This is a genomic window from Pseudobacteroides sp., from assembly GCF_036567765.1.
Classification (GTDB): domain Bacteria; phylum Bacillota; class Clostridia; order Acetivibrionales; family DSM-2933; genus Pseudobacteroides.
The window spans coordinates 1-12,805 of sequence record NZ_DATCTU010000097.1 but is presented as its reverse complement, the minus strand read 5'-3'; the positions used below and the strand labels follow the sequence as shown (position 1 = coordinate 12,805).

Genomic DNA, 12,805 nt, shown 5'->3' with positions numbered 1-12,805 from the left:
TTAAAAATGATTTACTGAGGTTTAAAAGAAACCTTATAATCTTAAGAAGCATTAAGCCGGCAGCGTTTGAACATTTTTCAACAACTGCCGGTTTTTTATGTATGTATTATTAATAACACACTAATAACCTTTTTATCTTCATATTGATTGCTACTCATAAGAATTACAAAAGAGGCGTCTACCTATATTTGGCAAACACCCCTTTAGTCATGAGGAACGATAAATTCATTTATTTTTATACAACTGAATTAAACAAACGAGCAAGAATAATAACATCTGCCATGTTAATAGCACCGTTTTTATCAAAGTCACATATCTCGCTATAAACTAAATCACCTTTTACTGAATTAAATTTAGTAGCAAGAACTATTACATCAGCCATATTTATATAACCATCATCGGTTAAATCATAACTAATCTTCTTTGTAGGAGTTGGTACAGGTGTATTTGTCGGTGTGTTTGTTGGAGTATTTGTTGGTGTTGGAGAAGCCAAACCTTTAAATATTAGCTGTGAATACTGATATAAGCTTTCCTTCCACATAACAAAATCATGCCCACCTGCTCTTGTAAAATATGTATGTGCAACACCATTTTTATCCAAATGATCATGAACTCCCTTAGCATTGTTTATAAGACTATCTTGTAAACCACAGGAAATATAAATAACTCTCATATTTTTCTTAACCTTTTCTGCATCAGGTACAAGTACAGTTGGAGAATTAGTATTTGGTGCTGGTGAAAATGCACCAATATACGCAAATAAATCCATGTATTTAAAACCGAAATTCAATGACTGTCCTCCACCCATTGATAAACCGCCAATAGCTCTATTTTCGCGATTAGTAAGTACAGGATACTGTGACTCTATGTAAGGAATCAAATTATCTTTCAAATCATATTGAAAATTATCAAAAGCTGCTACCTTATCAGAAGCATAAATATCTCCAACTGACCTGTCATCAGCCATTGCACGGCCATTTGGCATAACTACTATCATATCGGCCAATTTATTTTCTGCATATAAATTGTCAAGAATATTTTGAGGATTACCTCCGTTTTTCCATTCATCATGATCGCCACCAATACCATGCAATAGGTAGAGCACATTGTACTTTTTGCTGGTTGAATACCCGGGCGGAGTATAAACGTTTACTTTTCGGTTAGTTTTTGTTGTAGTCGAATAATACGTCTGTGTTGTTATTGTTCCATGTGGAACGTTTTTTACTTGGTCAAATCCCGACGGTGCATCTGCTGATACAGTAATAGCTGAAAAATTTATGCATGTAACAACCACTACACTGCTAAAAAATACACACAAAGCCTTTTTAATCATAGTATAAACCTCCAATAAAATTTTGTTGATATTTATTAATGTAAATATCTATTTTGTTATTCATCTGGATATTTTGTTGAATAACTCCCCCTTTCAATTCTTTCTTTAGCTCATTTAACCAAAACAATACTATCTTGGGTATGGATAAAAAATTATATAAATATTGCAGTTCACAAATTTTTAGCATTTCATAATACTTTATTCGTTAAAAAATATTTTTTTGTGTTCTATCTATTTAAAAAATTCAAATATATTTAAGTATGACTTCTTGCTCACCTTTAAAGTAATCCTCAACCATATCATCATACCTAGTTTTTGATATTATTTTGTGTTTTGTGTCATACTGTTAGATACTATATTATCCATTCTTACATTTATGTAGTAATTATTTAAATTCAGATCTTTTTTGAATTGTAATACTCCCCTGGCATCCAATTTATATCTGTATGAACGTAATTACCTGTTCAGTAGAAAACAGCAATAAACATTTAACTTCCGCATCAAATTATACTGTATTTTTATCCAAACCGAGAGATTTGGCAATTGATATAAATGGTGGTATTTTCCTCTTCCACAGTAATAATTATCTCATATGGAGAATTCAAAGCCATATCAAATGAGTAATAATTAAAATGTTACTTCCTAATTTATAAAAAATATTATTTAATAAATCATGTTTAATGTTAACATTTTATGATATAATGATAATTTGTATGGAAAAGCTATTGTGTCTTTCCATACTTTAGGAGGTTGGTTTCATACTGGATAAGATATTCTTTTCTTAGGAATTATGCTGCTCATTATTAAAGAATTTTTGGGCCTGGTAATAGGTGATACTAAAAGCATATCCTTAGATATTAGCTATTTTATTGAAAATCTTATTTGCTCGGGTATCTGTAGGACTGCTTCAAAAGCTGGTAATTTTGTAATGAATGGCAATAACCTGCTTTCTTATTATCAAAAAGATATATACATATAATAAGACAGATGGAATTTAAGATCTTTGAGTGAAGATCAGAAAATCTGGGAAAAAAATATTATAGAAAAAATAAAATCATTATATGATTACTTAAATAAAAGCACTAAAAAATGAATAATGGTATATAGAAGGAGATAGAAGTGGATAATTTAATTTTTAAAGATTTAAATCTTTCTGGGGAGGTACAGAAAGCTATAGCAGAAATGGGATTTGAGGAAGCCACCTCAATACAATCTCAATCCATACCTCATATAATGGAAGGAAAAGACGTAATAGGTCAAGCTCAGACCGGAACAGGCAAAACATGTGCCTTCGGTATTCCTGCAATTGAAATGCTGGATCCTGACCTTGATGGAATTCAGGTTCTTGTGCTTTGCCCTACAAGAGAACTTGCGATACAATCGGCAGAAGAGCTTAAAAATGTATCCAAATACAAAAGCAAGGTTAAAATACTGCCTATATATGGAGGACAGCCCATTGAGCGTCAGATAATGGCTTTAAAAAAACGTCCCCAGATAATAATCGGAACCCCAGGGCGTATTATGGACCACATGAGAAGGCATACCCTAAAGCTTGCCAATTTGAAAATGGTTATATTGGACGAAGCTGATGAAATGCTTAATATGGGCTTTAGAGAAGATATTGATATAATATTGGAAAAGGTTCCGGAAGAAAAACAAACTATTTTATTCTCTGCCACAATGCCAAAGGAAATATTGGAGCTTACATCCAAATACCAGAAAAATCCCACGCACATAAAGGTTTCCCACAAGGAGCTTACAGTTCCAAGCATTGAGCAGTATTATCTTGAAGTAAGTGAAGGGGCCAAGCTTGAGGTTCTTTCAAGGCTTATAGATACAAATAACATAAAGCTTTCACTTGTTTTTTGTAACACTAAAAAAAGAGTTGATGAGCTTGCTGTCAACCTGCAGTCCCGAGGTTATGCTGCTGAAGCCCTTCACGGTGACATGCGACAGGAACAGAGAGACAAGGTAATGAACAGGTTCAGAAAAGGCCGATTTGATATTTGTATTGCCACCGATGTTGCCGCTCGAGGAATAGATGTGGATGATGTGGATGCTGTTTTTAACTACGACATTCCAAATGACGAAGAGTATTATGTTCACAGAATAGGAAGAACAGGCCGTGCAGGCAGATCAGGAAAGGCCTTCACATTTGTCACAGGTCGTGAAATTTATAAACTTCGGGATATTCAAAGATATACCAAGTCATCTATCACTCTTATGAAACCTCCGACTTACTCGGATGTAGAAGAGAATAAGATGAACAGCATGATTGAGTCAATTAAAAATGCCATTCTCGATGGACAGTATGATAAATATATAGGCTATGTTGAAAAAATTGTGGATACATTAAACGATCAAAACACTGAAGAAAATTTTATTACATCCCATGATGTGGCTGCAGCATTGCTAAAACTGTATACATCGCAGACTGGAAAACACATACTACCTGTCAAGGAGATTGATGAAGACCCTCCTGAGATAGATGGAGAGATGGTCAGGCTATTTATCAATATAGGCAGAGCCAACAAGATACAGCCTAGAAATATCGTTGAGGGTATAGCTTCCTCAACAAGTTTACCAGGTAAACTTATCGGTGCTATAGAAATCTTTGATAACTATACTTTTGTTGAAGTACCTAGAGAGTATTCTTCGGAAGTCCTTGATTCAATGAAGAACTACAAAATGAAGGGCAAAAAGATCAATATAGAAAAATCGCATGCAAAAAAGAAATCAAAATTAAGCAGACCGCGAAAAGAATAATCCTTTAATTAAAACCCTCATTTCACTTCGTTTTAAATACCGAACTGTAAAACTAATTATATACAGTTCGGTATCTAAGCAATTTTTATATTCTATAATTTCTAAAACAAAAGTTCTATTCCTATAATTTAGTGCTCAGAAACCACTTTAATAATGTCTATAATACTACTCTCTACTATGCTTATTAGGAGACATATGTATGACGCTTGTAATAACATTGATTACAATTTTTCTTACCTTTTTGTTCTTTCTTTATTTCTCATTCAAATACGGCGTTATGGGGGTTAAAATCAAAGTTGAAAAGCAATTTCTATTTTCGGTTTTAAGCAATATTTTCTCCGGCACCGCAATTTTTAATCATACTTTAAAAAATCAGATTATTAAGATATCCATAAGCACTGATAATATAATCAACCGCTGTGAAGGCATTTACGCAGCAATGGATGTTGCGGAGATTAAAAATACAAAAGTAATAATGCTTACCTCTCTAAAAGATGATGACATTATTCTTGACTCATTTACAGCGGGGGCAGTCGATAATATTAACAAAGAAAATTATAGGGAGATCCCTTTGGCTATAAAAAGGGCTTTCGCAGTACAGCACAATGGTGCAGCTGCGAAAGCCCTTTACAAGATTTTATTTTAGAAATCTACCCTGCTTGTTATATAAGCACTCAAATGCCAGCTGGTATCTTCTGAATAAAACTTAAAGTATTCCCCTGCAGGTCCGCTTATTCCATAAACCTTTCCAGGAATCTCTTTAGCAATAACTACGCCATCTTTTCTTATATTAAATATTCCTGTTATGGAATCTTTGTCTGAAGTTTTTGCCACTACCAGTTCATATTCATAATCAGCCTTCTGAATGTCTTTAAGAACAGTCAGTTTTGCCTTGAAAACAGCATTATTGGTGCCCTCCATCCAACTTATAACGCATTTTCCATCGAGAACCTTAACTTCCCCGTCAACCGGTCCCCAACTGTAAAGCGGCCTATCGGAAATTATGTTATGTACTATACCTGAAGGAGCAGGTGTAGGCTCATTTATCAACCTGTATGATACAACACTAAACAAAGGCAGCTCTGTGGGCAGTATTGGGAGTATTGTCATAACATAACTTCCCTTTACCTCAACTTCCATTCCGTTATACTTTTCTAGCCCGGTTGTGTTACCTATTAGCTGATAAACTCCGTTTTTAGTACTCAATTGGTACTGATAAGGCAATTTTGATGACTCTGTTGTCATTATGTCAACCAGCTTAAGAGTTCCCTGAAGTACATCATAAACCGGTTCCGTAGTAGGTACAGGTGCAGGCTCACTTATCAACCTGTATGATACAACACTGAACAAAGGTGTTTCTACAGAAAGCAGCGTCATAACATGGTTTCCCTTTACCTCAACTTCCATTCCGTTATATTTTTCTAATCCTCTTGTGCTTCCAATCAATTCGTAAACTCCGCCTTTAGTACCCAAAAGGTACTTGTATTGCTGCGATGGCACCAACGAATCAGAAGTACTAACAGGTGCATTTATTATAACCTTTAAAGTTCCCTGGAGAACGTCATAATTTGGTGTAACGGTTGGCTCTACAATAATCTTGTAGAATTCTACTATAAAAATTGGTGGGTAGATCTTAAGCATACTTATAGTACCTGCAACCTCAACCAAATATCCATTATACCTCTCCATTCCCTCAGTTTTTCCATTAAGGGTATATAATAGGCCATCCTGGGTTTTTAGTGAAATTTTATACGATACACCAATATCGGTAGCAGGGTCCTCATACTTGCTTACATCGAGAGTACCCTTTAAAATTGTTAACGGCACAGCTGTCGGTACACTAGTGGCTGTAGGCCTGCTAATCACTGTGTAGCTGTCCACAATAAATATAGGAGGATATATTGCGAGCATGCTTTGAGTTCCATACACTACAACCTGAGCACCATCCAATTCTTCCATACCCTTTGTGTTTCCGGTAAGGCTGTAGGAGATATCCTCTGCTGCCAAACTAAATGAATATCCGGTCTCTGACTTATCAACCTTCAATGTTCCCAAGATTTTTTCCTGTACAGGAGTAGGTACAACTATAGGAGGGGTGGAAATAATCCTAAATGATTTTACTTCCAGGAGTATGCCAACTTGTCCTGATATAATTCCTTTCCTCATTACGCCTGTTACAGCAACATTCTTGTCAACGCATTTTTCAAGCCCTGAGGTAGCTCCTATCAAGTTGTATATTTCCTTCTTTTCTGTGACAAGAGTCAACTGTCGGCTTTGGACCTGGCTTACCTTGATTGTACCTTGAACTGTAACTGTTTGACTTACTGCCTTTGTCGGTGTAGGTTTTGGTGTAGCCTTAACCTTTGTTACTGCTGCTTTTGAAGCTGCCCCTTTTACTGCTGCAAATGATGGCACAACACTGCTGCTTAAAACCAGAGTAAAACATAGTACTAACATTAGCAAACTACTAAACCTCTTGAACATACAATAACCTCCTTAATTTTTTCTATTATGCCAGTTAATTTAGACTTAATCTGCTATCCCAATCTATAAAACGACAACAAAAATAAGCCTAAAATAAAAAGCATTAATTGATACTGTTATATTTAGACGAGTTTAGTTTTTAAAAGTTCCAATATTTTAATTTTTTTGCTGCAGTTTCATATACTGATAATCAGTTAAGATTTGAATAATGTTTGTGCAGTTAAGATTAAAAAGCAGGTTATAGCATACTAGATTATCTGTGCTGTAATAACATTTGGAAATGAGCTTAATTTATCCTTATAGGATTGCAAAAACTGCATTTTGCTTCCACTCATTTTATTTAACATTTCACCATCAATGCTGTCATCCTCATACAGTTCATTCACATAGACAAGAAACTCATTGCACAATTTAACTAATTCAAGTTCAATATCCATAGTTACCTCTCTCCATTGAATTATAGTACTTACATGACTTACACGACTATTTTATTGAATTGCCAAATTTTTGTCAATAAAAATAGTATTTTTTATTAAAAATAAAGCACTTTAAACCTTAAAATAACCAGTTGCTTATGCCCTGCCTTGGGACTGCCTATCAACTGAAGAACAAAGTCTAAAGTGCCTTATCAATAGTTAATTAATCTGATACCCTGTTTTCCAAGCTCTTTTGAGTATAAATCATTATCAGAACATCTAATTCCTGACTTACTCTTAAAATGTCTTCTGTACTTCCTGACTCCATAACCTCATGAAGCTTGCTTCTTAGGTCTTCTAGTTGTTCAAACATAGTCACCCCCATAATAAACTTAATATTAAAATTATATTTTAAGGAATGTTTTTAAAAGCAATTCCTTTTTATTTAAGTAATCCCACATAATTAATACATTTATTTGCATATATACTTAACATTCGAAGTTAAATTGTAAATGTTTAACACATACATATTTTAAAATAACATTTTATACATGTCAATACAATTATTATTATTATATACTTTTTATTCCATTTATTTGTTTTTAGTAGAAAATAATTACTAATTTTAGAAGTTACTAAATGAAATATCAAGGACCTGATATTTCTTAGCATCGGAATCATCAAAGTGCCACCACTCGCTTCTTATTCTCTTGAATCCATATTTAACCATAACTCTGCCTAATAACTCCCGGTTATTAATTTGTTCCTTGGGGCAATCTTTATAATCCAATTTTGCCCTCTTTGTAAATTCATCATATCCTGAAGGCATTCTCACTTCTTTCCCGTACTTATCCACCAGAGTCACATCTACTGCCGCACCTCTGTTGTGATTGGAGCCCTTTTTGGGATCTGCAACAAATGATTTGTCCGATGCTGCATCCCATAATACCTTCTGAGCTGAGTGAGGCCTGTATGCATCATAAATTTTTATTCTGTATCCCATTTTTTTAAACTCATTATTGGCCTTAATAAGTTTTGCAGCAGTATTTTTGTTGATGATACACTTGGCAGATGGATATATTATTTTCTTTGTAAAATTGTCTTTTGTTGCATATTTTATATCAATAACAAATGTGTTATCAAGCTTTAAAAGCTCAACTAACCCTTTAACTTCCTTTATTTTTTCCTTGGTTTTGGTTGAAGGCGTGGGTGTATTAGGTATAGGCGTTTTGGATATAGCTATAGTAGGTATAGCCGCTAGAATTGCACTTGGTTTAGCAGATACAGACATAGTACTTGTTATAGCTGCAACATTTATGTTATCATTAGCACTGCCATTTTCAATGAGTAGTGCATTGTCATATGATATAAAAAATATTATTAAAATGGACAAAAATAAACAAAAACGCCTTTTAATCATAGTATTCACCTGTATTCGCCTTCATAGCAATTGATTTATACTTTCAGTTGTGATATTATGAATTGCTGATGAGTCAAAAGTATATTTCAGGTAGTGTTACCTCCACTACAATATATGGAAGATAACCTGCCGCAAAGTAAAAATTATGTTTCGCTTAAATCCTCATGTGCCTTGCATTTGAGGCTTTAAGATAAATTTAGTGCTTCTTTAACGCTATCCTGCAAATAGGATCTTGAGGACAAACGTCCCCAAGGTCTTATTTGTTTTCACCCAAATCAAGTATCACTTGTATCCTCAGCAATCTACCTTTATTAATCCGTTGCAGCTTCCAGTAATGCACCTCCCACCCTCGGGGGTAACTACAAATGTATTTTCAATACCAACCATTCCAATATCCTTTATGCCTTTCTTGGGTTCAAGTGCAAAAACCATATTCTCCGTCAAAGGGTCATTGAAACCTTCCGCAATGACAGGCAATTCATCTATCTGCAAACCTATACCGTGTCCAAGGAATTTAACCCTTCTCTCTCCATAACCCATAAAGTTATTTAGAAGTTCACCATCTAGTTTACCCATGATAGTATTGTAAATAACAGCTGGTACTTCTCCCGGTTTTAACAGGCTTGCAATTTCATTTTGTATGTCTACACATTTATCATGTTCTTTAATAGCATCTTTCGGTAAAAACTTTCCAAACATATATGTCATGGTCTTATCAGTGTGATAGCCCTCAACCCCACAGCCAATATCAATAAACACCAGATCACCTTGTTTAAGCTTTCTCTCCCTGCTCCCTAGAAGGGGAGTAGCAGGGCCTATTCCAACATGCCCTCCAGGACCATTAAAATAGGTGGGATATAAAGAGCTTTCACCAAAGCAAATATGACCTAATCCAACATCGGTGTCAAACATGCTAAATCTGGATACTCCATGATGGCCCTCTTCAATAAGTACTGAGTAAAGTTCAACTGCCATCTCAGCCTCGCTCATTCCCTCCCTGAGAAGCTTTGGAACCCTGTCTTCCAGGACTTTTCTATGTATTTTGCCTGCTTGTTCCATTAAAGTCAGCTCGTACTGACTTTTTACTGCTCGCACAGCCATTATCTGCATATCAAGAGATTTGAATTCCTTAAAGGGAAAGTACTTTTGAAACCTTTGATAATGAGCCAGCGGAAGAATTTCCGTTTCAACATAAACGGTATCGGGGAGTTTTTCATATGCACCCGCTGCGTCTCTGAAGCTTCCCATCTGCCTTATGTAAGGAAATAACGACTCCATCTTTGCTCGTTCAAAGCTTCTTCTTACCCAATATACTGCATCATTATTCCTTTCTATTATCAGCATTCCTTCCTGCATTGTTCCCGTAAAATAATATTGGTTTATCTTGCTGAAAATAACTGCTATCTCCCAATTGGGTTTATCTCTGTCCATCCTGTCTCTAAATTGCTTCATTCTGACTTCAAGCTCATTTTGAGGTACTTGTGTTTTCATTTTACTTCTCCTGTGTTAATATATTATGAAAAGTTATTTAATCTTTTACACTTTTTATTTAAGCATCAATGAAAATTTGATCATGGCATAGTTATGCAAATTTTACAAATAGCCGACATTATAATTATAATAATATATTAATCTATTTTCCATGCTTATGGAATAGTTCTTTTAAAACAGGTGAGGTGATAATAGTATGAAAGGGGTTTTTACTTTAATATTTTCTATCTGCTTTATTACAAGCATTTTACCCACCCATGTATTGGCCAAGAACGCTCCTAAACAGGGTATAGTGTGGCAGGGCTCCGATGTCTACATAACATTCAAGCACAATTCCAAAGTAGACATGCATCTCATTTTTGGGCCTTGTGGGATAAATAACACCTTTAATCTCAAGTCCATCTATACAACAAGCAATTCCAAAAGAATTTTCCCGTGGGTTACCGACAAATCAAATCCATTTTTAATATCCAAGACAGATTGGCTAGGCCCATATGTAGTAAAAGCTCTTGTCAAAGGAGATGACAGTAACCCTGCATTCACAGGAGGCTGGCATGGAAGTAACGGCAATGCCACAGGTGCTGCCACTGCAAAAACAACCAGCATTTCTGTAAAAGTAAACGGAAAGGCTATTACTAAAAATAAGTCTTACTATGGAAACGCAGAGGTTACAGTGATAAATCTCATTCAAGCCTATAACACTAAAAAAAAGGGGACCTTCGTTTTAAAGGAAGTAGTAAAATACAGCTTCACACCAAAAAAAGTGGGGATATCCATTACTACTACTGCCCTAGAAGACGTCTTGCTGGAAAGATACTACGGGCTGCAGGCTCAGGTAAATTCATGGAAGGGCAAAATTCAGTACAGTAACGGTAAAACAGGTAGTTACGGCAAATATTCCGATTCCGGTCCTGCTAAAAAATCAACTGCAAATTCTTATGTTATAGCCTCCTCAAGCAATGCATATAAGCTTAGGGCAAAAATAGATAGCAGTGTAGGACTCGGTAAACTTGGCAATCTATCTCCTGAGCTACCGGCAATCTTTATGGAGTCGTATGGCAAGGTATACTTCAACCTTGTTAACGGAAAGAATAAAAAGATTACAAAAGGCCAATCCACAAACTGGAAAGGCAGTTATGAATTCCTGTAATATATAAAGCAATAACAGTAATAGAATGTTTATATATTCTATAGAAGGAAGATCATAAGCATCACTTTATCACTTTAAATTTATATTTCCATTCATCAAAATAAAAATTTCTGCCGCTTTCTATCTCTCCCCTTTGGAAGTCAACTGCATCAGATCTCAAGTATTTTTTATCCGGTTTTAATTCAATGGAATGCCCTTTATTTGCTACCATCCTGAAGTAATCCATATTGCCGAAATAAAAATCTCTTATTTCATTGCTTTTTTTGCTCCCCAAGACTTTGGATACGGATGTAAAATATACTCCCATATAAGTGTCAACGGGAATCCATCCATATGGTTCAATGTAGGTTTCAGCCCAGTCATGAATAAACTGTCTGGTGTTATAAGCTGCTAAGCCTGACTGCCAGCGAGCAGGTATACCTTCACTTCGGCACATGCTTATAAACAGCATGGCCTGCTGCCCGCAATCTCCATAACCCTTTTCCAATGTATACTCGCTTATGTTTCTTAGCGTGGAGTACTCCACGCAATAACTATATTTAATGTTGTCACAAATCCAGTTATATATTTTCTTTGCTTTTATATACGGGTTGGTTTCACTTCCAATAATCTTATCTACCTGCCTGGTGATTTTATTACTGAATGTAATATGCGGCTCTTCCCTGGTGTATTTTTTATAAACATCACTATTTACATTATATTTACCTACCTTTAACGGGTCTACCTTTCTGTAATTGCTGTAGGAAGTATAGCTGTACTCAACTTCAAACGGGCCCGGGTTGTCATTGGAGGTAGTTATCTCAAAAAAAGCCGATCTGATGGGGCTTTTTTCACTATCGATTGATTTAACCGGATATGAGGATCTTATTAGCTTAATATTATTCTGACTTTCAAATGCAATTGGAAAAGGAATCCAGCAGGAAAGTTTCGCACCTTTGTTCACAAGACCTTTGTTTAAAGTCAAGCTGTGGCTTATCTGCATTTTATACGGAGCTCTTACAACACCATCACTCCCGGCCTTTGTGGTTTTTATTTTGATTATGGTATTATAAACTTCATTGGCAAAATTGATGTTATTGTTATAATCAATTCTTCTTGCATTGAGCTCAGGATACCTAAAAAACAGATTACTCTTGCTTGAATTCATAAATCTCTTTTGACCATTGACAGTTTTTATGTCAAATCTGCCTTCTTTTTGCCACTTTACAAACTCATTTTTCCCAAATCCTTTAATGCTTTTTGAGAGTTCTGCAAAAAGCTGACTTTCGTCAAGCTTATAGTCCAGCGGAATCCTCCTGTTCCTCTCAATCTCATCATTTAAAAGCTTTATTTCTGTCTGACTTAATAAAGCTTTGTTCTTTGCCATATAGCCTGCTATAAGCTTTTTTGCAGCATCAAATTCTCCATGCCTTTGGTTATCATCCACTATAGATAAAAGATCCCTTATAGGATCCTGCTTCTTGGCTGTGGGACCTGCAATAAAAGTAGCACTTTGCCTAACAGGCCCAGCTGTGAAACGATTATCCTGCACCCCTTCTTCCTGCCTAGCATTATACGCAGCACAGCTTGTTAATGCAATAAGGAACAATATAGCTATTATAACTGTAAACTTATTGATCAATGCCTTATACCCCTTAACAAAATATAATAAAATTTTGGGTTCCAATAATACATTATTATGGTAAAATTATTTGTATAAAATCACTATTAATATAAACATTTTTATTACGATAATTATATTAATA

The 12,805-nt window shown here is 35.2% G+C and carries 10 protein-coding genes; 3 read left to right on the top strand and 7 right to left on the bottom strand.

From position 1 onward, the window contains the following. Positions 1–235: 235 nt before the first annotated feature. Positions 236–1,333 carry an alpha/beta hydrolase-fold protein gene (locus VIO64_RS15420; RefSeq protein ID WP_331919815.1) on the bottom strand — a complete coding sequence of 366 codons (1,098 nt, stop codon included), beginning with the start codon at positions 1,331–1,333 and terminating at the stop codon, positions 236–238. A gap of 1,119 nt (positions 1,334–2,452) precedes the next feature. On the opposite strand from VIO64_RS15420, the gene VIO64_RS15415 reads away from it, so the two are divergent. After that, a complete protein-coding gene (locus VIO64_RS15415; protein ID WP_331919813.1) occupies positions 2,453–4,099 on the top strand; it encodes a DEAD/DEAH box helicase in 1,647 nt (548 codons plus the stop codon). 199 nt (positions 4,100–4,298) lie between these two features. Continuing rightward, a complete protein-coding gene (locus VIO64_RS15410; protein ID WP_331919811.1) occupies positions 4,299–4,745 on the top strand; it encodes a hypothetical protein in 447 nt (148 codons plus the stop codon). Here VIO64_RS15410 and VIO64_RS15405 read toward each other — a convergent pair. The 5 genes from VIO64_RS15405 to VIO64_RS15385 form a co-directional block, all read right to left on the bottom strand. Beyond that, positions 4,742–6,583 (bottom strand): hypothetical protein, encoded by a 1,842-nt coding sequence (locus VIO64_RS15405; protein WP_331919809.1) that lies wholly within the window; start codon positions 6,581–6,583, stop codon positions 4,742–4,744. The two genes, VIO64_RS15410 and VIO64_RS15405, sit on opposite strands and share 4 nt — an antisense overlap. Before the next feature lie 248 nt (positions 6,584–6,831). Next, positions 6,832–7,020, bottom strand: coding sequence for a hypothetical protein (locus tag VIO64_RS15400; RefSeq protein ID WP_331919807.1), 189 nt, complete (start codon positions 7,018–7,020; stop codon positions 6,832–6,834). A gap of 202 nt (positions 7,021–7,222) precedes the next feature. Continuing rightward, the gene (locus VIO64_RS15395; RefSeq protein WP_331919805.1) at positions 7,223–7,372 is read right to left on the bottom strand and encodes a Spo0E family sporulation regulatory protein-aspartic acid phosphatase; all 150 of its coding nucleotides are present in this window, start codon (positions 7,370–7,372) and stop codon (positions 7,223–7,225) included. A 252-nt stretch (positions 7,373–7,624) separates the two neighbouring features. After that, positions 7,625–8,419 carry a D-alanyl-D-alanine dipeptidase gene (gene ddpX, locus VIO64_RS15390; protein ID WP_331919803.1) on the bottom strand — a complete coding sequence of 265 codons (795 nt, stop codon included), beginning with the start codon at positions 8,417–8,419 and terminating at the stop codon, positions 7,625–7,627. Between the two features lie 294 nt (positions 8,420–8,713). Next, entirely contained in the window at positions 8,714–9,910 is a 1,197-nt protein-coding gene (locus tag VIO64_RS15385; protein WP_331919801.1) for a Xaa-Pro peptidase family protein, read from the bottom strand. Between the two features lie 196 nt (positions 9,911–10,106). Here VIO64_RS15385 and VIO64_RS15380 point away from each other — a divergent pair, with 196 nt between their 5' ends. Beyond that, on the top strand, positions 10,107–11,060 hold the full coding sequence (locus VIO64_RS15380; protein ID WP_331919799.1) for a hypothetical protein: 954 nt from the start codon (positions 10,107–10,109) through the stop codon (positions 11,058–11,060). 61 nt (positions 11,061–11,121) lie between these two features. Here the strand turns inward: VIO64_RS15380 and VIO64_RS15375 are convergent, their stop codons facing one another. After that, positions 11,122–12,681, bottom strand: coding sequence for a transglutaminase domain-containing protein (locus VIO64_RS15375; RefSeq protein WP_331919797.1), 1,560 nt, complete (start codon positions 12,679–12,681; stop codon positions 11,122–11,124). Positions 12,682–12,805: the final 124 nt, after the last annotated feature.